Here is a 21,872-nt window from a genome sequence, read left to right on the forward strand (position 1 = left end):
TGCGCGAGTCCCGCCTTCGTGCGCGAGTCCCGCGTTGACGTCGGCGAGATCCGCGCTCACGCGCGCGAGTTCCGCGATGGCGCTGGCGAGATCCGCGTTCAGGCGCGCGAGTTCCGCAGTGGCGTCGGCGAGTGTCGCGTTCAGGTCCGCGAGTTCCGCATTCGGGTCGGCGAGTTCCGCATTCACGTGTCTGGCACGGCGCCTGCCGCGTTTGGGCTGGTGAGCGTTGCCGTCGTGCGCGCCGCGGGAGTCGGGCGGCGCGTCCGGTCGTCATCGGTATGGACCTGGCGAATCGGCGCCAAGTCCGCGTTCAATGCGGATCTCGCCTTCCTGAGTGCGGACCTCGCAGGTCTGAGCGCGGAACTCGACAGCCTGAGCGCGGAACTCGACAACGTGAGTGCGGATCTCGCGCGCCCGCCGGGGACTCGCGCGCACGGGCGCCATGACGCACAGCCATGCGGAGCCGCGGTCCCCCACGGGGCCGCCGCCCCCACGGAGCCGCGGTCCCCCACGGGGCGCGCCTCACGCGGGGCCGCGCCTACGTGGCCCCACACGCGGACGCGCGCGGTTCAGCGGCCAGCTGGGCTCACGTTCAGCATCATGCCCGCCAGCCCGCGCGCCCTGACGGACAGCTTCTCGGCGGCGTCGGTGAGGACCTTCGCCGCTGTCGCGTCGGGCGCGGCCAGCACCAGCGGTGTCCCCTCGTCACCCTGTTCGCGCAGCTTCGGGTCGAGCGGAACCTGACCGAGCAGCGGAACTTCGGCACCGACGGACGTCGAAAGCGATTCGGCCACCTGCTTGCCGCCGCCCGCGCCGAAGATCTCCATCCTCGTGCCGTCGGGCGCCTCGAACCACGACATGTTCTCGATGACCCCCGCGACGCGCTGCCGCGTCTGCAACGCGATGGCTCCCGCGCGCTCGGCCACCTCGGCGGCGGCCTGCTGCGGCGTGGTCACCACCAAGATCTCCGCGTTGGGAATGAGCTGCGCCACCGAGATCGCGATGTCACCCGTTCCCGGCGGCAGGTCGAGCAGCAGGATGTCGAGATCACCCCAGAACACGTCGGCGAGGAACTGCTGCAACGCGCGGTGCAGCATCGGGCCCCGCCACACGACCGGCGTGTTGCCCGGCGTGAACATGCCGATGGAGATCACCTTCACGCCGTGTGCTTGCGGCGGCATGATCATCTTCTCGACCTTGGTGGGCTTCTCGCCCGCACCGAGCATGCGTGGCACGGAATGCCCGTAGATGTCGGCGTCGACGACGCCGACGGAGAGCCCGCGCTTGGCCATCGCGGCGGCGAGGTTCACCGTCACGCTCGACTTGCCGACCCCGCCCTTGCCGGAGGCCACGCAGTAGACCCGCGTCATCGAGCCGGGCTGGGCGAACGGGATCACCGGTTCCTCGGCGTCGCCGCGCAAGCTTTTGCGCAGCTCGGTGCGCTGCTCGTCGCTCATCACGTCCAGTTCGACGTGCACCTCGCGAACACCGGCCAGCTTGCTGACGGCGGCCGTGGTCTCGCGGGTGATGGTCTCTTTGAGCGGGCAACCGGCGATGGTGAGGTACACGGCGACGGTCACGTCGCCGTTCTCGCCGACCGTGATGTCCTTGACCATGCCGAGCTCGGTGATCGGTTTCTTGATCTCCGGGTCGTGCACGTCGTTCAGTGCGGTACGCACGTCCTCGACACTGGGGGTCTCTTGCGTGGTGGTCACTGCTCGGGCACCGACCTTCTGTCGCTGGCGGTTGCGGTTGCTCCCCTCATGCTACGTGCCCCCACTTCGAGGTCTTCGCGTAACTTGTCCAGCTCGCCGCGCAGATAGTCGCGGGTGGCGACCTCGCCGATCGCCAGCCGCAACGCCGCGAGTTCCCTCGCCAGGTACTCGGTGTCGGCCTTGGTCTGAGTGGCCCGCAGCCGGTCCTCCTCCAGCGACACCCTGTCCCTGTCGTCCTGGCGGTTCTGGGCGAGCAGGATCAGCGGGGCCGCGTAGGCGGCCTGCGTCGAGAACGCGAGGTTGAGCAGGATGAACGGGTAGGGGTCCCAGCGCAGCGATACCGCGGTCAGGTTGAGCGCGATCCAGACGACCACGATGAGCGTCTGCCAGAACAGGTACTTGCCGGTACCGAGGAAACGCGCCAGCCGTTCCGACACCCTCCCGAACGCCTCGGGGTCGAAGGGAAGCGTGAGGCGTCTCGGTTGTCTCGGCTGGTCGAGCCGGCGCCGGGGCAGCAGCTCAGGCATGTTCGGTCTCCTCGCCAACGGGGTCGGCACCGTCGCGAAGGCCGGTTTCCCGCCAGCCTTCGGGAAGCAGATGGTCGAGTACGTCGTCGACGGTGACGGCCCCGAGCAGGTGGTCGCTGCTGTCGACGACGGGCGCGCAGGTCAGGTTGTAGGCGGCGAAGTAGCGGGTGACCTCGGCGAGCGAGTCCGAAGGTCTGAGCACGGGAAGCCCGGTGTCGGTGATCGCGGCGACGAGGTCGGCCGGTGGCTCGCGCAGCAGTTGCTGGAAGTGCGCGCAGCCGAGATACCGCCCGGTTGGCGTGGCGCTCGGCGGCCTGCACACGAAAACCATGCTCGCCAGCGCCGGGGTGAGGTCGGCGTTGCGGATGTGGGCCAGCGCCTCGGCGACTGTCGCGTCGGGGGTGAGCACGACCGGCTCGGGGGTCATCAGCCCTCCCGCCGTGTCGGCCGAGTAGGCGAGCAGCCGTCTGACCGGCTCCGATTCGTCGGGATGCATGAGTTCGAGCAGGCGGTTCTTGTCGGCCGACGGCATTTCGGCGAGCAGGTCGGCCGCGTCGTCGGGGTTCATCGCCTCAAGGATGTCGGCCGCTCGTTCCTCGGCGAGGTAGGCGACGAGTTCCTTCTGGTCGTCCTCCGGCAGTTCTTCGAGTACGTCGGCGAGCCGCTCGTCGTCCATGGCGTCGGCGACCTCGTGCCGCCGTTTCAGTGGCAGGTCGCGCATGGTGGCCGCGATGTCGACGGCCCGCATGGTGTCGAACTGCACGAGCAGCTGTCCCGCTCCCTGCGGCTGCCCGGTCAGCTCGGCGAGGTTGAGCCCGGACACCTCGCTCCACGGCACGACGCGAAGACCGGCTCGCCTTCGCCCGATGCCGAGTCCGGTGCGTTCCCTGATGGCCAGCTTGGTGAGCAGCCAGTCGCGGGTGCGGCTGGGTTCCATGGCCGCGTCGATGACGGTGATCCTGGCGCCGCCGGAGGAGGCGCGGGCATCGAAGAGCTGGCCGAGTACGAGCACTTCGTTGGGCCGCTGGTGGAACCGGCGCATGTTGACGGAGCCGGTGGCGAGCGTGACGGCGTTGGGTTCGATGGCGGTGACCCGCAGCATGGGGACGAAGACGCGGTGCCGGGTGTTCAGTTCGACGACGAGCCCGAGTACCTGCGGCGGGTTCTGGTCGAGCCGCAGTCCAGCGACGAGGTCGCGGACCTTGCCGATCGACTCGCCGTCCGGTCCGAACACCGGCAACCGCGCGAGCTGAGCTGCGAAAACCCTTTTCACGGCTGCGGCCATGGGGGCAAGCCTAGGTAACCTGTGGCCCTTCCGCCGCGCGGTGGGCCCACAGCGCGATCTCGCGGACGGCGTCGCCGAGCCAGTCCGAACCGCCTTGCCGCTTTGCTTCTTCTTCGACGGCCCACAGCCAGTTGAGGACGGCGCGCACGAGGGTCCATTCGCGGGCGAGAGCGGCGTCGAGTCCCGCACCGGCGACGACGGCGGCGAAGCGCTCGCCCACGTTCGATTCGCCGATTCTGTTCCACAGCAGCGGGATCACCGCGAATTCGGGGTCGCCCGTCAGGGGTTTCGGGTCGATGACGAGCCACGGTTCGCGGGCTCCGGCGAGCACGTTTTCGTAGTGCAGGTCCTCGTTGACGAGCAGGCGGGCGGCGTGCGGGCCTCTCCGTTCGCAGATGTCGACGGCTTCGGTCAGCAGCGCGCCGGGCAGTGGCCTTCCGAGGCGTTCCGATTCGCGGGGCAGTTCGGCGGCCCAGCGCCGTGCCTCGGCGCGCAGGTCCCTGGTCAGCGGTGGCGCGGGAATGGTGAGCGAGCGCAGCAGACCGGCCGCGACGGCGACGGCCGTGCCGATCGGCTCCGCGCTGAGCATCCGGTTCTCGTCGAGGCGTTCCAGCAGCATCACGCCGTGCTCCGGCTCGCTTTCCCTCAGCAGGACGGCTCCCGCTCCGGCCCACGCCGCGAGCGCGACCGGTTCGTCCCTGCTCTCGGTGTCCAGCCTGCTCAGTTTGAGCATCGCGGGACCGGATTCCGAGCACACGGGAATGACGAGACCCGCCTGACCGTGCAGCGGCCTGCCGTCGACGGTCAGCCCCCAGCGAAGGCAATACGCGCGAACCAGTTCGGGCAGCGCGGCGATCCACGTCGCCCCTTCGGCGCCTTCTCGCCCGATGATCAGCCGGGCGAAGGCGGGCGGGACGTCGAGTTCGCTCACAACAACAGCATTTCAGCGGGGTACAACCGCTTTTCCCGGGAGTAACATCGATTGATCAGGCATTCCTATCAGGGAGCTGCCATGGTGGTGGAAATCCTGAGTGCGGTGCTTGCCGTCGGCGCTGTCGGCATGGCGGCCAGTGTGCGCATCGTCAAGCAGTTCGAACGCGGTCTCGTACTCCGCTTCGGCAGGGTGCACCGGACGCCGAGAGAACCTGGGATCGCGCTGATCGTGCCCGCGGTCGATCGGATGATCAAGGTCAACATGCAGATCGTGACCTTGCCCGTTCCCGCGCAGGACGGCATCACCCGCGACAACGTCACGGTGCGGGTCGACGCGGTGGTGTACTTCAAGGTCATCGATCCCGTGCAGGCCATTGTCGGCGTCGAGAACTACCGCTTCGCGATGTTGCAGGTGGCGCAGACGTCGCTGCGCTCGATCATCGGCAAGAGCGATCTCGACGACCTGCTTTCCAACAGGGAACGGCTCAACGAGGGCCTTGAGGTGATGATCGACAACCCGGCGCTCGGCTGGGGAATCCACATTGACAGGGTCGAGATCAAGGACGTCGCCCTTCCGGAGACGATGAAGCGCGCCATGTCGCGGCAGGCCGAGGCCGAGCGCGAACGGCGGGGAAGGGTGATCGCGGCCGACGGCGAGTTGCAGGCTTCGGAGAAGCTCGCGATGGCCGCGCAACGCATGGCGCACACCCCTGCGGCGTTGCAGTTGCGGCTGCTGGAGACCGTCGTGGAGGTCGCGGCCGAGAAGAACTCGACGCTGGTGCTGCCGTTCCCCGTCGAGTTGCTGCGGTTCCTCGACAAGGCGACCGTCAACGACGCGACCGCTGCCCAGGTGGTGAAGGCCGTCGGTGATGCCGCCAAGGAGGTGGCACCGCCGGGGCACAACGGCAGCGAGCCGTCCGAATCCGGGCGTGGCGCTGCACACCCGGAGCCGGTGGAAGAGCCTTCGAAGGGTCATACTCTGCCGTGACCAGCGCCGGGTGTCTCGCGTGGCCGGCGTCGAACCACGAAGGGAAGATGCATGGCTCGCCTCGCCCAGACCGCCGGTCTCACCGACGTGCAGTCCGAGATCCTGTCCACCGTGCGCGCCTTCGTGGACAAGGAGGTCATCCCGCACGCGCAGGCGCTCGAACACGCCGACGAGTACCCGGCCGACATCGTCGACGGGATGAGGGAGATGGGGCTGTTCGGGCTCACCGTGCCAGAGGAGTACGGGGGGCTCGGCGAGTCGCTGCTGACGTACGCGCTGGTGGTGGAGGAGATCGCCCGCGGCTGGATGAGCGTTTCCGGGGTGATCAACACGCATTTCATCGTGGCGCACATGATCTCCCGGCACGGTACCGATGAGCAGAAGCGGCACTTCCTCCCGAGGATGGCCGACGGCAGCGTCCGGGGTGCTTTTTCCATGTCGGAGCCCGATCTCGGGTCCGACGTCGCGGCCATCAAGACGAAGGCGACGCGCGCTGGCGACGACTACGTGATCGACGGCTCCAAGATGTGGCTGACCAACGGCGCGACGTCGAACCTCATCGCGCTGCTCGTGCGCACCGACGAGGGCGCCGAGAAACCGCACCAGAACCTGACGACGTTCCTTGTCGAGAAGCCAGAGGGCTACGGAGAGGTCGCCAAGGGACTCACCATCCCCGGCAAGATCGACAAGATGGGTTACAAGGGCGTCGACACCACGGAAGCGGTGTTCGACGGCTACCGGGTCGGTGCGGGCATGGTGCTCGGCGGGCAGCCCGGCAAGGGTTTCTCGCACATGATGGACGGCATCGAGGTCGGCAGGGTCAACGTGGCCGCGCGGGCCTGCGGCATCGCGATCAGGGCGTTCGAACTCGCCGTCGACTACGCGCAGCAGCGCACGACGTTCGGCAAGCCGATCGCCCAGCACCAGGCGATCGCGTTCAAGCTCGCCGAGATGGCAACCAAGGTGGAGGCGGCGCACCTGATGATGGTGAACGCGGCCAGGCTGAAGGATTCCGGCGCTCGCAACGACGTCGAGGCGGGCATGGCGAAGCTCATCGCCAGCGAGTACTGCGCCGAGGTCACCCAGGAGGCGTTCCGCATCCACGGTGGCTACGGCTACTCCAAGGAGTACGAGATCGAACGCTTGATGAGGGAGGCGCCGTTTCTGCTCATCGGTGAGGGAACCAGCGAGATCCAGAAGACCATCATTTCCCGTGGCCTGCTTCGCGAGTACAAGTCGCGCGGCTGAGTGACCCGGCGGGTGCCCGCCGTGTTCGCGTGGTTACATCCGTCTTGGCAGGATGGGATGATGGGTAGCCGCGCTGGATAGGCAGCGCAAGAGCGCAAGGCACAGGTGATGATCGTGAGCGCACCATTCTCGTCGGGTCGGCAGACGCCGGGGCTGCCGCGCTTGCCGACGCCGCCGACCGGGTGGCCGATCGGCTCCTACGGCACCTACGAGGAAGCCCAGCGTGCCGTCGATTTTCTGGCCGACAAGGACTTCACGGTGCAGGACGTGACCATCGTCGGCGTCGACCTGATGCTCGTCGAGCGGGTCATCGGACGGCTTTCCTGGGGCAGGGTGCTCGGTACCGGCGCGCTTTCGGGTGCCTGGTTCGGGTTGTTCGTCGGACTGCTGCTCGGACTTTTCAGCAGCTCACAGGGCATGTCCTACGCCCCGATCCTGGTCGGCCTCGCTGCGGGTGTGCTGTTCGGTGTCGTCTTCGCCGCGATGAGCTATGCCTCCACGCGCGGCAGGCGTGACTTCTCGTCGGCGAGCCAGATGGTCGCGGGCCGCTACGACGTGCTCTGCCAGCCCCGCTCCGCCGAGAAGGGCCGCGACCTGCTCGCCAAGCTCAACATGGGCACCTCTGGCTGACAGCCACTGAATCGTTACTGTCGGTGCTTGCGGAAGGTGACCGGCGGGAATAGGTTCTCTCCACCGGTCACGAGCACGGGCCAGATCGTTTGCTTTTGTTTTCGTGCACGACGGGGTGCGGGTGGTCCTTCCCGGACCCGCGCTGCGGCGTGCGTTGGTGGAGGGAGACCTGATGCGGAAGGTCGCCGCTGTACTCGGCGCGACGATCGTGGGCGCGACGACGCTCACGGCGTGCGGAACCGAGGGCGGCATGAAGATCAACGTCTATTACGCGCCTGAGGACAATTTCCAGACGGTCGTCGACAACTGCAACACGCAGGCCAACGGCCGGTACGAGATCGTCTACAACAAGCTTCCCCGCGACGCCGACGGTCAGCGCGAGCAGATGGTGCGCAGGCTGGCGGCGGGGGACGAATCGCTCGACGTACTGGGGCTGGACGTCACCTGGGTTCCCGAGTTCGCCGAGGCGGGCTGGGTCGACGAGTGGGAAGGCGAGCACAAGGCGCAGGCCATGGCCGACGTGCTGCCGGGACCGCTGGAAACCGCGCAGTGGAAGGGCAAGCTGTACGCGGCGCCCAAGAACACCAACGTGCAGTTGCTCTGGTACGACGAGCGCATCACGCCCGAGCCACCGGAGACCTGGGATCAGATGATCCAGATGTCACGGCAGCTCAAGGACCAGGGCAAGCCGTACCAGATCCTGTTCACCGGCGCCCAGTACGAGGGCCTTGTCGTCGTCTACAACTCGATCGTCGAATCGGCGGGAGGGCGCATCCTCTCCGAGGACGGCGAGCAGGTCGTGATGGATCAGGGGGCCATCAGGGCACTGGACCTGCTCAAGGAGGTCAGCTCGTCGGGGCTCACCGATCCCTCGCTGACAAACCAGCAGGAAGACCAGGTGCGCCAGGCGATGCAGGACGGAAGGGGCGCGTTCGAGCTGAACTGGCCCTTCGTCTACGCCGCCTACGCCGAGGAGAAGCCGGACGAACTGCGGCACTTCAAGTGGGCGCCGTATCCAGGGGTCAACGGGCCTGGCTCAGGCAAGTCCACGATCGGTGGCTACGACCTCGCGGTGAGCGCCTACTCGCAGCACAAGCCGGAGGCGTACGAGGCGGCGTTGTGCTTGCGCAGCCCGGAGAACCAGAAGTTCTCCGCACTCATGGACGGCGTTCCGCCCACCGTCGAGTCGGTGTACACCGACCCGACTCCGCTCGATCCGGCCAAGCCCGCCGACGAGGCGGAAAACCCCACGATGGCCACGAAGTACCCCATGAAGGACACGATCCTCGAAGAGCTGAAGACCGCGGCGGTGCGCCCGCTGACCCCGGCCTACCAGAACCTGTCGACCGTCATGTCGAAGATCCTTTCGCCACCTTCGGCCATTGATCCGCAAGGCACGGCGGACACGTTGCGCCAGCAACTCACCGACGCGCTCGACTCGAAGGGCGTGATCCCATGAGCCACGCAGTCAAGGAAGTGCGGGCGAAAACCAAGCAGGCCAAGGCGAAACCGGCGCTGAGCGAGGGCAAACGCGCCGAGCGGCGACTCGGGTTGCTGCTGTGCGCGCCCGCCGCGATCGTGATGATCGCGGTCACCGCGTACCCGATCATCTACTCGATCTGGCTTTCGTTGCAGCGCTATGACCTGAGGTTCCCCGACGAGCGGGAGTTCGTCGGCTTCGCCAACTACGCCGCCGTGCTGAGCAATTCGTACTGGTGGACGGCGTTCGGCACCACGATGTTCCTGACGATCGTGTCGGTGGCGATCGAGCTCGTGCTCGGCATGACGCTCGCGCTGATCATGCACCGCACGCTCGTCGGCAGGGGCCTCGTGCGCACGGTGACCCTGATCCCCTATGGCATCGTGACCGTCGTCGCCGCGTTTTCCTGGTACTACGCCTGGACACCGGAAACCGGGTATCTGGCCAACGCGCTCGCGAGCGGGGGCGCGCCGCTGACCGAGCAGTGGACCTCGTTGTGGATCATCATCCTGGCCGAGGTGTGGAAGACGACGCCGTTCATGGCGTTGTTGCTCATGGCCGGCCTGGCGCTCGTTCCAGATGATCTGCTCAAGGCGGCTTCCATGGATGGAGCCAACGCGTGGCAGCGGTTCACCAAGGTGATGGTGCCGGTCATGAAACCGGCGATCCTGGTCGCACTGCTGTTCAGGACGCTCGACGCGTTCCGCGTCTTCGACAACATTTTCGTGCTGACCAAAGGCGCGAACGATACGTCGTCGGTGTCCATGCAGACCTACAACAACCTGATAAAAGGTCTGAACCTGGGGATAGGTTCGACGATGGCGGTGCTGATCTTCATCACCGTCGCGCTGATCGCGTTCATCTTCATCAAGGTGTTCGGCACCGCGGCGCCGGGCAGTGATCAAGGAGGCAAGCGCTGATGGCCATGGCCGCGGTGACAACCGGCCGCAAGACCAGGTGGGCGCTCGTCGACGTCGTCGTCGTGGTGTGGGCGCTCTTCCCCGTGCTCTGGATCGTTTCGCTGTCGTTCAAGACCAAGGACACGCTCACCGACGGCAACTTCATCCCGACGTCGTGGACGCTGCAAAACTACAAGGACATCTTCGCCACCAACGAGTTCATCAGGCCACTGATCAACTCGCTCGGCATCTCGCTCATCGCGACGCTCATCGCGGTGGTGCTCGGCATGATGGCCGCCTACGCCATCGCACGCCTCGACTTCCCAGGCAAGAAGGTCCTGGTGGGGGTGTCGTTGCTGATCGCGATGTTCCCGCAGATCTCACTGGTGACGCCGCTGTTCAACATCGAGCGCGAGCTCGGTCTCTTCGACACGTGGCCAGGGCTGATCCTGCCGTACATCACGTTCGCGCTGCCGCTGGCGATCTACACCCTGTCCGCGTTCTTCCGGGAGATCCCGTGGGAGCTGGAGAAGGCGGCGAAGATGGACGGCGCGACCCCGGGGCAGGCGTTCTGGCGGGTCATCGCCCCGCTGGCGGCTCCCGGTGTCTTCACCACGGCGATTCTGGTGTTCATCTTCTGCTGGAACGACTTCCTGTTCGCGATCTCGCTGACGTCGACGGAGGCTTCGCGGACGGTTCCGGCAGCACTGTCGTTCTTCACGGGGGCCTCGCAGTTCGAGGATCCGACGGGGACGATCTCGGCGGCGGCGGTGGTGATCACCATCCCGATCATTCTGTTCGTGTTGTTCTTCCAGCGCCGTATCGTCGCGGGGCTGACTTCCGGTGCGGTTAAGGGGTAAGGAAGATGGCTGAGATCGTGCTCGACAAGGTGACCAAGCGTTACCCGGACGGAGCACTCGCGGTGTCCGAAATGGACATATCGATCGCGGACGGCGAGTTCGTGATCCTGGTCGGTCCTTCCGGCTGTGGGAAGTCCACCGCGCTCAACATGATCGCCGGTCTGGAGGACATCAGCTCGGGCGAGCTGCGCATCGATGGCTCGCGCGCCAACGAGAAGGCACCGAAGGACAGGGACATCGCCATGGTGTTCCAGTCCTACGCCCTTTACCCGCACATGAGCGTGCGCGAGAACATGGCGTTCCCGCTGCGGCTGGCGAAGGTCGACGACGCGACCGTGCGCGCGAAGGTGACCGAGGCGGCCGAGATCCTCGACCTGACCCAGCACCTCGACAGGAGGCCGTCGAACCTTTCCGGTGGCCAGCGTCAGCGGGTCGCGATGGGCAGGGCGATCGTGCGCAGCCCCAAGGCGTTCCTTATGGACGAGCCACTGTCCAATCTGGATGCCAAGCTGCGTGGTCAGATGCGCACATCGGTGTCCAAGCTGCAAAAGCAGCTCGGCACCACGACGGTGTACGTGACGCACGACCAGACCGAGGCGATGACCCTCGGCGATCGCGTCGTCGTACTGCGCGGCGGAATCGTGCAGCAGGTCGGTTCGCCGCAGTTCCTCTACGACCACCCCGCCAACCTGTTCGTGGCCGGGTTCATCGGCTCACCGTCGATGAACTTCGTTCCCGGCACTCTCGAAGACGGCGTGCTGAAAGGTCCGCTCGGCACCATCACGCTGTCGGACAGGGTCCGCAGGCTCGCCGAGGCGGCGAACGCGCCGCGCGAGGTCATCGCGGGGATCCGGCCCGAGCACTTCGAGGACGCCGCGCTGATGGACGAAAGCCACAAGCGGGCGGGCGCGACCTTCACCGCGCCCGTCGAGGTGCTGGAATCCATGGGAGCCGAGAAGTACGCGTACTTCTCGGTCGAGGAACAGGCGAGCACGGCCGAACTGGAGGAACTCGCCGCCGACGCGGGCGCCACCGACGTACCCGGAACCGGCTCGACCATCGTGACCCGGCTCGCCGCGAACTCCGAAGCGCGAGAGGGAGCACAGCTCGACGTGTGGTTCGACGTCGACCGGATCCAACTGTTCGATCCGGCCGACGGCAAGAACCTCACCTATGCGGAGTGAGTGAAACCCCAAGGCCACCGCGATCCGGTCAGTGCCACCCATTCGAGTTGAATCGGCGGCGCGCCACCGTTTGTGACTAAGGTGGCCTTGGGGTTTGTCACACGGACAGCCCCGGCATCAGCGGTTTCTCAGGGAACTGGTGAGACGATCACAGCGTTGAGCTGAGGGAGCCTCACAGCCAGGGGAGGTCCGAAGGTGAGCGCAGGGGGCCTTTCCGAGAGGCGCGCCCGATGGGTCGGGGCGTTCTCGATGCTGGCCTGCGCGCTCGCGTTGCTGGCTCTGCTGATCCTCGTCAGGTCAGTGTTCGCGATGACCTATCTCAACATCCGGTTCGCGGGCGACGTCGATCCGCTGTCGAGAGCGGTCAGCTACTACGTCTTCGTCGAGAACGCCGCGCAGACCTTCGACGCCACGCTCGTCGCGGTCGCCGTCGCTACCGTCACGATCCTCGCCGGGATGGCTCAGCTCAAGGTCCGGCTCGGCGCGCTGGCCATCGTCCTGTTCGGGGTGTGGTGCGTCGCGCTCGTGCTGTGCACGCTGTTTCCCACCGACAACTCACCTCGGGTCGAGACGACGAGCGGCTGGATCCACCAGTTCGCGGGCGCTTCGCTGTTCGCGACCCTCCCGCTCGCCGGGCTCGCGCTCGCGAGAAGCCTTGCCAGGCAAGCCGAATGGGCCCGCGTGGCCCGTATCCTGCGCGGGCTCGCGCTCGGCAGCGTCGTTCTCGCGCTGGGGTATCTCGTCACCCGGCTTCCCGACCTGATGATGTGGTGGCAGTTCCCGGGCCCGCTCGACTGGCGGGCCATCTCGGGGCTGATCCAGCGTGCCCTGTTCGCGCTCGAACTCGCCATGCTGATCCTGCTGGCGATCCGGTTGCTCAGGGTTTCGCTGGCGCGACTGCGGGCGGGGAGGAGTCAGGAGAGCCGCGAGGCCGAGGTGAGCGCGCCGTGATTCTCGTAGCCATCGTCTGTGCGGTTCTCGGGGCGGTCTGTAGCGCGATCGGCGCGCAGTTGCAGCACGCGGGAGTCAGGGCCGAAACGGCGGAAAGCAAGCTGACCTTGCGCAAGCTCGGCAGGCTCGTGCGCAATCCCGCGTGGTTGCGCGGTTTCGGCGTGCTGTTCGCCTGCGCCGTACTCCAGATCGCGGCGCTCACCTTCGCTCCGGTGACCGTGGTCGCCCCCATCGTGGTGCTCGCGCTGCCCATGGTCGCGTTGCTCAACGCGCGGGAACTCGACGTGGCCGGCTGGATCGCCGTCGCCGCGACCACGGCGGCCATCGCGTTGTTCGTCTCCCGCACGGCAGGGGAGTCCATCGAGAGGGAGATACCGGCCAGGTCGGTGCTCGCCGCCGCGCAGTACGTCGGGCTCGGCATGGCGTTGCTGTGCCTGCTCGCCGCCGTCGGTCACGGCATCGTGCGCTGCGTGGCGCTGGCCATGGCGGCGGGCGCGGCGTACGGGCTGGTCGCGGTGCTGGTGAGGGACGTGACCTACACGGTGAGGATGGAGGGGCTGAGCCAGCTTCCCGTGGTGTCGCTCGCCGGGCTCGTTCTCGCGTTCCTCGCGGGGTCGTGGCTGATCCAGCTCGGCTACGCGAGCGGCCCGCCCGACGTCGTCGTCGGCGCGCAGACCATGGTCAACCCCGCCGTGGCGACCGCGATCGGATTCTCGGTGCTCGGCGAGGCGTCGGGTGTCACGGGCTCTGATTTCCTGACCACGCTCGTGGTGTGCGGCGCCGTCGCCGTCACCGGGATCATCGTGCTGGCCAGGCATCATCCGGATGCCATCGAGCGCAGGAGACTACGACGCGAGGCTCCACAGTCGTGACTCCAGGTAGTCGGAAACTACGTAGAGGATTCAAGTTTCGGGCCAGAAACTTGAATCGCCGTAGGTCTGATTGAAGTTCGCTTGAGTGCGACCCGTTGTGATTCAAGTTTTGGCCCTGAAACTTTAATGCTACCTGGCAGTGTTCAAGTATCAGGCCCTAAACTTTAACCATGGATCTGGACGCTCTTGGGGAGTCTCCCGTCGGACAGTTGGTGCCCATTGCGTTGCCGCCGTCCGGCATGAGTGGGGAGGCCACTCGGTACTGGGCCTTCGTGCCGGATGCGCTGCCGAATGAGCCCCGGCTCGGCCTCGCGAGTCTCGATGTCTCGACGCGGGCTGCCATGGCCGTGGCTCGGCTTGACCAGGCCATGGCGCAACTGCCGAATCCCGGCCTTCTGTTGCGGCCGATCATCCGGCGGGAAGCGGTCAGTACGTCGGCGCTGGAAGGAACCTATGCGGCCTACGACGAGGTCCTCGAAGCAGACTTTCTGGAAGAGAGTCAGATGTCTGCGCCGCAGCGGGAGATTCAGAATTTCGTGCGTGCCGTCGAGGTCGCTCCTGAGTTGTTGAAAACTCGCCCGATAAGTAGAGGTGTTCTAGGTCGGCTGCAGAAGATCATCGTCAGGGAAACCGCGGGCGACACCTATGAGGCGGGTGATCTCCGCAAGAAGCAGGTCTACGTGGGTTCGAGAGGTGGTGACATCTCGCGCGCCAGGTTTGTGCCGCCGCCGCCTGGCCAGTACTTGGAGGATGGGGTCTCCTCGTGGGAAAAATGGTTGAATACGAACTCTCGTGTCCCGGTGGTCGTGCGGATGGCGCTTGCCCATTACCAGTTCGAGACGCTGCATCCTTTCAACGATGGAAATGGTCGTTTGGGGCGGCTTGTGGCAGTGCTGCAGCTGCTGGAGGATGGCGTGCTGAAGATGCCGGTGCTGAACATTTCGCCTTGGCTGGAACGTCGCCGCGACGACTATATCGATGGTTTGCTGGCGGTGTCGAAGACAGGCCGGTTCGATGTGTGGATCGAATTTTTCTCGACTGCCGTCCTGGAGCAGGCCGAAGAAGGTGTTCAGACAATTTCGGAGCTGCTTGAATTTCGGGAAAAAACGATCGGCAGGTTGAGGGGCGATAATGTTCGAGGATCTGCATTGCAGATCGTGGAAGGTTTGATCGGATATCCGGTTATCGATGTGCCGACCGCGCGTCGGCTGACCGGCAAGACCTTCCAGGCGGCCAATAACGCGATAGGCAACCTGGTGGAATACGGAATCCTTCGCGAGGTGACCGGCAAACAGACCAACCGGCTCTTCGCATGCGTCGATGTTCTGAACATCATCAGTCGCGGGCGGCACCGCTGACCGCATGGCCGCGCAGCGGTATCGCCGTCCGGCGAGCTGGGGGCGACATTCGCCTTGTCCGGCACGAAGGCGTCGGCCTAGCGCTGGGCCCGCAGGGTTTCGATGACCTCGTCGTCCCAGCGGTGCGTCCTGATCAACCGGTAGCGCTCGCCGGCGACCCACAGGTACGTTTCCGCCTCCGTGCGCGTGCCCACCAGGTCCGCCTGGCGCAGCATCGCCACCACCGGCACGTATTCCGACTCGTACCAGCGCGCCGCGATCGTCGCCCTGTCGAGGAAGCCGCCCTCGTCCTGCATCAGCCGGAATCCCCACGCCTCGATGTGCTCGCCGAGTTCCGCGTAGTCCCACGGATCCGACACAACGACGGCGGCGCGGGCCTCACCGGCAAGCGGCACTCTTTCGAGAAACAGCCTGCGATAGTCCTTGATCATCAGGTCGCCGCGGTACCGGATGCCGCCCGCGTCGAGCTTCGTGGTCACCCGCGTCACGTACGCCTCGATCGTGTCGAGACCGAGCGCGTGCGCCACCGAGACCCTGTGATGGCCGTCGGCGACGAAATGCAGTTCACCCACGCGGTACACCTCGATGGGCGGGATGGCCTCGCCTCGCCTGCTCGCCAGCGCGAGCCGCTCCCACCGCTGCCGCACCCTTCCCGACGTCGGCCGGAACCGCCTGTCGAAATCTCTTCCCCTGTTCACGCTGCCGACGATGGAGTCGAGCCGGATCACCCTCAGCCCGATCCGTCGCTCACCCTCCCAGCCGAGCGCTTCGATCACCTCGTCGAAGGGCAGCATGATGTTGACGTCGTCGGGTTCGCGCCTGAGCCAGTTCGACAGCCGCGACAACACCTGCCTCCGTCGCGCCCTGAGGAAATCGTGTTCGGCGTCGGCCCTGGGAAAGCCGGTGTCTCGACTGTTCACCGTGGCTCCTCAGCGTGTCGGTTCCTGATCGCGGGGACCAAGCTCAACGATGTGCGCTCCCACGACGTTGCGCACCCTGGTCGGCCCCATCCGGTGCTCGGCGACCCGCTCGCCGTGCGGATGGATGTGGCCGTGCAGCAGCCATCTCGGCCTGAGCCTGCGCACCGTGCGGTGCAGGCAGTCGAATCCCTGGTGTGCGGGATCCGGCCGGTCGCCAACGCCTCGCGGCGGTGCGTGACACAGCAACACGTCGACTCTCGGTGAGAGACTGCCCGCCCGCAAGCCTTTCCACAGCGCCTTGCGCACGAGCGTGCGAGCCCTGCGGGCCTGCTGCCGCTGCGTCCACTGATTGGGGCCAGGCCGGTAGCGCGGAGAACCACCGAGACCGGCGACGCGGATGCCGGCGACGTCGACGACGCGAGCATCGGCGTTGCCGCCGCCAAGGGGACCCGGCCAGGTGACGGGAAATCCGGCGCGCAGCGTCAGTCCGCGAAACCGTGTGAAGCCGCTCAGATCGGGATCGTGGTTGCCGGGCACGAACACGAGCGGGCAGTCGAGCGATCCCGCGAGATGGTCGAGGTAGTCGAACGGCAGATCACCTGCCGCGAGCACGAGGTCGACGGAGGGGAGGGGACCGCACCCGGTCCACAACCGCTCCTCGACCTCGTCGGCGACGACAAGTGCCCTCGGCATCAGCCAAGCCTAAGCCTGGCCGGCTCGCCCGACCCGGTCGTTACTGCGGTCCGAGCGCGTACTCGGGGTTTGTCGCGATGACGGCGACCACGGCCACGATCCAGACGACGGCGGCGGTCAGTGCCCAGAACTTCAGGTTGGTCAGCATGCGGGACATGGGGACTCCTGGACGAAAATCGAAGATTCGGGAAGGGGTGGCGAGCGGGCTCTCAGAGCCAGCGGTTCTTCCGGAATATTCGGTACAGCAGCAAACAGACGAGGAGGATGACCGCGACGATCATCGGATAGCCGTAGCGCGAATGCAGCTCTGGCATGTAATCGAAGTTCATGCCGTAGATGCCGGCGAGCGCGGTGGGAACGGCGATGATCGCCGCCCACGCGGTGATCTTGCGCATGTCGGCGCTCTGCTGGAGCGTGATTTTCGCCAGCGTGGCGTCGACGAGCGTCGTGAGCAGTTCGTCGAACGACTCGACGCGTTCGGCCACCGTCGTCACGTGGTCGTGCACGTTGCGGAAGTAGGAGCGGACCTCGTCGGGCACCAGCCGGGTGTAGCCCTCGGAAAGGCGCCGCAATGGTGTCGTCAGCGGCGACACCGCACGGCGCAGTTCGAGCACCTCGCGCTTCATCAGGTAGATCTGCTCCGAGGTGACCGCGGTCCTCGGCGCGAACACCTCGGTTTCCATCTCGTCGATGTCGTCCTCGATCTTGTCCGTTACTTCGAGGAAGTGGTCGACGACGTGGTCGGCGATGGCGTGCAGCACGGAAGCGGGGCCCGGCGTGAGCCGTTCGGGGTCGCTGTCCAGTTCTCTGCGGAGATGCGCGAGGCCCGCGTGGTTTCCGTGCCGGACGGTGATGATGAAGTCCGTGCCGAGAAACGCCATCAGCTCACCGGATTCGACGATCTCGTTGGCCGTCGTCGGCGACTGGTGCTCCACGTAGCGCACCGTGCGGAACACCATGAACAACGTGTCGTCGTAGCGTTCGAGCTTCGGGCGCTGGTGCGCGTGCACCGCGTCCTCGACCGCCAGCTCGTGCAGTCCGAAGAGGTCGGCGATGTCCTGGATCTGCTCGGCGTCCGGCTGGTGAAGGCCGATCCACACGAAACCCTCGCCGCGTTTCCTGACCTCGCTGATGGCCTCGGCCGGCGTGCGTTCGCCCTGCTGCCGCACACCGTCGATGTACATCCCGCAGTCGACGACATAGGCCGAGAGCGGGACGGGGACGGGGGTGACGGCGCTGGCCGTGCGGCTGTTCGCGCGGCCTCGGCCGCGCAAACCGCCGAGCGGGCGAATGGCAGGCATGACCATCTCCTGGCTGTGACGCGTGAAGGATGACTACGCGCCGGCGGATTCCGATCCGCTCGGCACTGCCAGCGCCCCGCCGATATGCGGTAGGCCGTGCCTCAGAGGTGGTGCGGAATACCGACCACGATCGAGGGGACGCCGGCTGAACTAGGGAGCGGACTATCGCCACTACTCATCTGCGTCCTCACCTCCTCGGGTCGGCGGGTGGTGTTGCTCGCGTTGACGTGCCGAGCACCAATGGTCAAGGGTACTCCTCAACATCACCCAACGTCGCCGCAGGGCGGTGTGACGTTACCGCGAGGAGGTCCAGACGTGCAGTTCGGACGATACTTCGAGGAGTTCGATGTCGGCGCGGTCTACAAGCACTGGCCGGGAAAGACGGTCACCGAATACGACGACCATCTGTTCTGCCTGCTGACCATGAATCACCACCCGTTGCATCTCGACGCGCATTACGCGGGGGAGACGACGGACTTCGGCAAGAACGTGGTCGTCGGCAACTACATCTATTCGCTGCTGCTGGGAATGTCGGTTCCCGACGTATCGGGCAAGGCCATCGCCAACCTCGAAGTCGAGTCGCTGAAACACGTCAAACCGACGTTCCACGGCGACACCATCTACGGTGAGACGGAAGTGCTCGACAAGACGCCGTCGACGTCGAAGGACGATCGGGGAGTGGTCTACGTCGAGACCCGCGGTTACAAGCAGGACGGTCTCATCGTGTGCACGTTCCGGAGGAAAGTGATGGTTCCCAAGCGTTCCTACGGCGAGAGACGCGGCGGGGAACAACCAGGGCGCCCGGTGCCCCATGAGTGATCTCGACACGATCAAACACCGGCTTCGCCGGTTCGCCGAACACGACGCGAACGGTGTTTCGCCGCTGTACGAGCATCTGGCCGCCCAAGCCGCCGACGACGACGAGGTCGCCTCGCTGCTGACGGCGGCGCAAGGGGAAGAGGCACATCCGACGCTGCTGCTCGCCGCGGCACACCGGCTCGTGCAGGCCGATCCCATCCACCCGTTGTCGCGGTATTACCCCTCACTCGGCGGTTTCGACGGCGTCGACAGCCAGACCTGGCCGCTGTTCCGCGAGTTTCTGCTCGAACGGGCGGACAAGGTTCGTGATCTCGTCGGGAGCCGGTTCACGCAGACCAACGAGGTCCGCAGGGCGGCCGTGCTGTACCCGGCGATCGCGATGGTCGCCAAACAGGCGCGCGGCAAGGTCGGCCTCCTCGAAGTGGGCTGTAGCGCCGGGCTTTTGCTTGGCCTGGACCGGTTCTCCTACCAGTACCAGTGCGATGGTGGTGAGCAGATCACCGCCGGACCTGCCAAGACACCCGTCGGCCTTCACTGCGCGCTGGAACTCGGCGAGGGCGCCGTAACCCCCAAGGTGCCCAAGAAACTGACCGTCGGCGCCAAGGTGGGACTCGACCGCTCGCCCGTCGACGCCGCCGACGAGGACGAACTGGCCTGGCTCGAAGCGTGTGTGTGGGCCGATCAGCCCGATCGCATCCGGTTGTTGCGTACGGCGGCAGCCGCGCAGCGCAAGGACGTGCCCGAACTGGTCGAGGGGGACGCGGTCGACGACCTGGCGAGGGCAGCGGCGCGCGTTCCCGCCGAACTGCCGCTCGTCGTCTTCACCAGTCACCTGCTCGCCTACTTCTCCGTTCAGCGTAGGCAGGACTTCGTCTCGGCGCTCGCGCGACTCGCCTCCGACCGTCCACTGTGGTGGGTCATGCTGGACGGCTACGAGGTCGGGCTCTCGCACGTCCTCCCGGGAAGGGACGAACTCGCCTTCGCGCGGACCGCGCAGGCGACCCTGGGCGTCGCCAAGTGGGATGGCGGTACGGCGCAGGGGCAGGCGCTGGCGCTCGCGGGAGCGCACGGGCAGCGGATGACCTGGCTCGCCGGGTAGCGTTTTCCGCCTTTCGTTCGACTCGCGAGTCTTGTGACCGGCGTCCCCGATCGAGAAGGATGTGTGAATGGGCGCCGCCGACGACACCTGGTACACGCCGCTGACCCCGCTGGCGTTCCTCGAACGCTCGGCCGAGGTGTTCGCCGACAAGGTCGCGATCTCCTACGGCGACCGGAAGGTGAGCTACCGCGAGTTCGCCGACGAGGTCACCAGGGTCGCTCACGGGCTGAGGGCGGCGGGAGTCGGGCCCGGCGACCGGGTGGCGTACCTGCTGCCCAACATCCCGGAGATGCTTGTCGCGCACTTCGCCGTTCCGCTGGCCGGCGGGGTGCTCGTCGCGATCAACACGAGGCTGGCTCCGGCCGAGATCCGCTACATCCTCGAACACTCGGGGGCCAAGGTGCTCGTCGTCGACTCGGCGCTGCACCGCTCGCTGCCGGAGCGCTCGCCGGTGACCGAGATCGTGACCGTCACCGATCCCGCGACAGGGGTCGCGCCCGACCCGGCCGTCGGCGGGATCTCCTACGCCGGTCTGCTCGCCCTCGGCGGTGACGAACCGCTCCCGTGGACCGTCGCCGACGAACGCTCCACCATCTCCATCAACTACACCTCGGGCACGACGGGCAGGCCGAAGGGTGTGATGTACCACCACAGGGGCGCCTACTTGAACTCGCTCGCCGAGGTCATCCACTCGGCGCACAGCCCAGGTTCGCGATATCTGTGGACGCTGCCGATGTTCCATTGCAACGGCTGGTGCACCCCGTGGGCGGTCACGGCGGCCGGTGGCACGCACGTGTGCCTACGCGCGATCGACGCGGGCGAGATCTGGCGCCTGCTTGACGAGGAAGGCGTCACCCACCTCAACGGGGCGCCCACGGTGCTCAACACGATCGCCAACCACGACGGCGCTCACCCGCTTTCCCGTGAGGTCGTCGTGACGACGGCGGGTGCCCCGCCGAGCCCGACCGTCATCAAGCGGATGTCGGCGCTTGGCGCCCGGCTGGTTCACGTGTACGGACTCACCGAGACCTACGGGCCCTACACCGTGTGCGAGTGGCAGGACGGCTGGCTCAGGCTCGACGTCGAGGAGCGCAGCGGGCTGCTGGCGAGGCAGGGGGTCGGCATGGTCGTCACCGACGGGGTGAGGGTCGTCGCCGACGACATGACCGACGTGCCGAGGGACGGCGTCACGATGGGCGAGGTCGTCATGCGCGGCAACAACGTGATGTCTGGCTACTTCGGCGACCCCGAGGCGACCGCGCACGCGTTCAGGGGCGGCTGGTTTCACTCGGGTGACCTCGGCGTGTGGCATCCCGACGGCTACATCGAACTGAGGGACAGAGCGAAGGACATCATCGTGTCGGGAGGGGAGAACATCTCGACCATCGAGGTGGAGGCCGCGCTCGACTCGCACCCCGCCGTGCTGGAGGTCGCCGTCGTCGGCGTCCCGCACGAGAAGTGGGGTGAGCGTCCCAAGGCGTACGTCGTGCTGAGAAAGGACCCCGAAAGTGCGGGGACCACGGAGGAGGAGTTGCTGGGCCACGTTCGTGGACTGATAGCCGGGTACAAGGTTCCCGAGGTCGTCGAGTTCGTCGCCGAGCTGCCGAAGACCTCGACGGGCAAGATCCAGAAGTTCCAATTGAGGGAACGTGACTGGGCAGGGCAGGCCACCCGGGTCAAGGGTTAGGAGTGTGGAAGAGCACTCCAGTCACGCAGTGTGTCGGCCAACCCATCAGAGAGTGCACCCCTGTCCTCCAGAACGGCGAATCCGGCCGCGTCGATCCAGAGCGCGTCTTCGGCGTCGTCTCCCGCGGCGAGTTCGCCACCGCGCACCGTGCAGCGGTAGTCGAAGATCTCGTAGCTGCCGATGACGAGGTCGCCGACCAGCTCACCCGGCTCCACGTGCAGACCGGTTTCCTCCAGCACTTCCCGCACGACGGCGGCGGCGTCGGTCTCGCCGCGCTCGACCCTGCCTCCCGGAAGCGACCACTTTCCGCGTGCCGGTTCGTTCCGCCTTTTGATCAACAGGAGCCGACCGGCCTCGTCGTGAACGAGGCCTCCGACACACCGTTCCATGTGCATGTGGCCTCCAATTTTTCACGCTCTGTAG

The 21,872-nt window shown here is 66.4% G+C and carries 21 protein-coding genes; 13 read left to right on the top strand and 8 right to left on the bottom strand.

Annotation, left to right across the window (positions count from 1 at the left end; genetic code table 11):
- Positions 1–569 precede the first annotated feature (569 nt).
- From BAY61_RS04150 to BAY61_RS04165, 4 genes are read right to left on the bottom strand one after another with little or no spacing between them, the layout of a single operon-like run.
- Positions 570–1,715 carry an Mrp/NBP35 family ATP-binding protein gene (locus BAY61_RS04150; RefSeq protein ID WP_091810413.1) on the bottom strand — a complete coding sequence of 382 codons (1,146 nt, stop codon included), beginning with the start codon at positions 1,713–1,715 and terminating at the stop codon, positions 570–572.
- A complete protein-coding gene (locus BAY61_RS04155) occupies positions 1,712–2,242 on the bottom strand; it encodes a DUF1003 domain-containing protein (protein WP_091810411.1) in 531 nt (176 codons plus the stop codon). Before BAY61_RS04155 ends, BAY61_RS04150 begins: the two co-directional genes overlap by 4 nt.
- Entirely contained in the window at positions 2,235–3,527 is a 1,293-nt protein-coding gene (locus BAY61_RS04160; protein WP_091810409.1) for a magnesium transporter MgtE N-terminal domain-containing protein, read from the bottom strand. The genes BAY61_RS04155 and BAY61_RS04160 overlap by 8 nt, the downstream gene beginning before the upstream one ends.
- Positions 3,528–3,537: 10 nt before the next feature.
- The gene (locus BAY61_RS04165; protein WP_091810407.1) at positions 3,538–4,458 is read right to left on the bottom strand and encodes an aminoglycoside phosphotransferase family protein; all 921 of its coding nucleotides are present in this window, start codon (positions 4,456–4,458) and stop codon (positions 3,538–3,540) included.
- A gap of 81 nt (positions 4,459–4,539) precedes the next feature.
- Between BAY61_RS04165 and BAY61_RS04170 the strand changes: the two genes are divergently transcribed.
- The 10 genes from BAY61_RS04170 to BAY61_RS04215 all read left to right on the top strand — a co-directional run bounded on the left by BAY61_RS04170 (position 4,540) and on the right by BAY61_RS04215 (position 14,930).
- Positions 4,540–5,448 carry a slipin family protein gene (locus BAY61_RS04170; protein WP_091810405.1) on the top strand — a complete coding sequence of 303 codons (909 nt, stop codon included), beginning with the start codon at positions 4,540–4,542 and terminating at the stop codon, positions 5,446–5,448.
- Between the two features lie 51 nt (positions 5,449–5,499).
- Positions 5,500–6,696: an acyl-CoA dehydrogenase family protein gene (locus BAY61_RS04175; protein WP_091810403.1), complete on the top strand. Its 1,197-nt coding sequence runs from the start codon at positions 5,500–5,502 to the stop codon at positions 6,694–6,696.
- 108 nt (positions 6,697–6,804) lie between these two features.
- Entirely contained in the window at positions 6,805–7,326 is a 522-nt protein-coding gene (locus BAY61_RS04180; RefSeq protein ID WP_091810402.1) for a YflT domain-containing protein, read from the top strand.
- Between the two features lie 172 nt (positions 7,327–7,498).
- Positions 7,499–8,785: an ABC transporter substrate-binding protein gene (locus BAY61_RS04185; RefSeq protein WP_091810565.1), complete on the top strand. Its 1,287-nt coding sequence runs from the start codon at positions 7,499–7,501 to the stop codon at positions 8,783–8,785.
- Entirely contained in the window at positions 8,782–9,726 is a 945-nt protein-coding gene (locus BAY61_RS04190) for a carbohydrate ABC transporter permease (RefSeq protein WP_091810400.1), read from the top strand. The genes BAY61_RS04185 and BAY61_RS04190 overlap by 4 nt, the downstream gene beginning before the upstream one ends.
- Positions 9,726–10,565, top strand: coding sequence for a carbohydrate ABC transporter permease (locus tag BAY61_RS04195; protein WP_091810398.1), 840 nt, complete (start codon positions 9,726–9,728; stop codon positions 10,563–10,565). The genes BAY61_RS04190 and BAY61_RS04195 overlap by 1 nt, the downstream gene beginning before the upstream one ends.
- A gap of 5 nt (positions 10,566–10,570) precedes the next feature.
- Positions 10,571–11,749 (top strand): ABC transporter ATP-binding protein, encoded by a 1,179-nt coding sequence (locus BAY61_RS04200; RefSeq protein ID WP_091810396.1) that lies wholly within the window; start codon positions 10,571–10,573, stop codon positions 11,747–11,749.
- 195 nt (positions 11,750–11,944) lie between these two features.
- Positions 11,945–12,700 (top strand): DUF998 domain-containing protein, encoded by a 756-nt coding sequence (locus BAY61_RS04205; protein WP_245865782.1) that lies wholly within the window; start codon positions 11,945–11,947, stop codon positions 12,698–12,700.
- Positions 12,697–13,572 carry a DMT family transporter gene (locus BAY61_RS04210; RefSeq protein ID WP_091810395.1) on the top strand — a complete coding sequence of 292 codons (876 nt, stop codon included), beginning with the start codon at positions 12,697–12,699 and terminating at the stop codon, positions 13,570–13,572. Before BAY61_RS04205 ends, BAY61_RS04210 begins: the two co-directional genes overlap by 4 nt.
- A gap of 170 nt (positions 13,573–13,742) precedes the next feature.
- Positions 13,743–14,930, top strand: coding sequence for a Fic family protein (locus BAY61_RS04215; protein WP_211323645.1), 1,188 nt, complete (start codon positions 13,743–13,745; stop codon positions 14,928–14,930).
- A gap of 77 nt (positions 14,931–15,007) precedes the next feature.
- Here the strand turns inward: BAY61_RS04215 and BAY61_RS04220 are convergent, their stop codons facing one another.
- The 3 genes from BAY61_RS04220 to BAY61_RS04230 all read right to left on the bottom strand — a co-directional run bounded on the left by BAY61_RS04220 (position 15,008) and on the right by BAY61_RS04230 (position 17,844).
- The gene (locus tag BAY61_RS04220; RefSeq protein ID WP_091810391.1) at positions 15,008–15,850 is read right to left on the bottom strand and encodes a ParB N-terminal domain-containing protein; all 843 of its coding nucleotides are present in this window, start codon (positions 15,848–15,850) and stop codon (positions 15,008–15,010) included.
- A gap of 9 nt (positions 15,851–15,859) precedes the next feature.
- Positions 15,860–16,543 (bottom strand): metallophosphoesterase family protein, encoded by a 684-nt coding sequence (locus BAY61_RS04225; RefSeq protein WP_091810389.1) that lies wholly within the window; start codon positions 16,541–16,543, stop codon positions 15,860–15,862.
- A gap of 209 nt (positions 16,544–16,752) precedes the next feature.
- Positions 16,753–17,844, bottom strand: coding sequence for a magnesium and cobalt transport protein CorA (locus BAY61_RS04230; RefSeq protein ID WP_091810563.1), 1,092 nt, complete (start codon positions 17,842–17,844; stop codon positions 16,753–16,755).
- Positions 17,845–18,159: 315 nt separating this feature from the next.
- Between BAY61_RS04230 and BAY61_RS04235 the strand changes: the two genes are divergently transcribed.
- The 3 genes from BAY61_RS04235 to BAY61_RS04245 all read left to right on the top strand — a co-directional run bounded on the left by BAY61_RS04235 (position 18,160) and on the right by BAY61_RS04245 (position 21,449).
- Complete coding sequence (locus BAY61_RS04235; protein ID WP_091810388.1) at positions 18,160–18,663, top strand: MaoC family dehydratase; 504 nt, start codon at positions 18,160–18,162, stop codon at positions 18,661–18,663.
- The gene (locus BAY61_RS04240) at positions 18,656–19,762 is read left to right on the top strand and encodes a DUF2332 domain-containing protein (RefSeq protein WP_091810386.1); all 1,107 of its coding nucleotides are present in this window, start codon (positions 18,656–18,658) and stop codon (positions 19,760–19,762) included. The genes BAY61_RS04235 and BAY61_RS04240 overlap by 8 nt, the downstream gene beginning before the upstream one ends.
- A gap of 67 nt (positions 19,763–19,829) precedes the next feature.
- Positions 19,830–21,449: an acyl--CoA ligase family protein gene (locus BAY61_RS04245; protein ID WP_091810384.1), complete on the top strand. Its 1,620-nt coding sequence runs from the start codon at positions 19,830–19,832 to the stop codon at positions 21,447–21,449.
- Here BAY61_RS04245 and BAY61_RS04250 read toward each other — a convergent pair.
- Positions 21,446–21,844, bottom strand: coding sequence for an NUDIX hydrolase (locus tag BAY61_RS04250; RefSeq protein ID WP_091810383.1), 399 nt, complete (start codon positions 21,842–21,844; stop codon positions 21,446–21,448). The genes BAY61_RS04245 and BAY61_RS04250 overlap by 4 nt on opposite strands.
- Positions 21,845–21,872 lie beyond the last annotated feature (28 nt).

Source organism: Prauserella marina, from assembly GCF_002240355.1.
GTDB lineage: Bacteria > Actinomycetota > Actinomycetes > Mycobacteriales > Pseudonocardiaceae > Prauserella_A > Prauserella_A marina.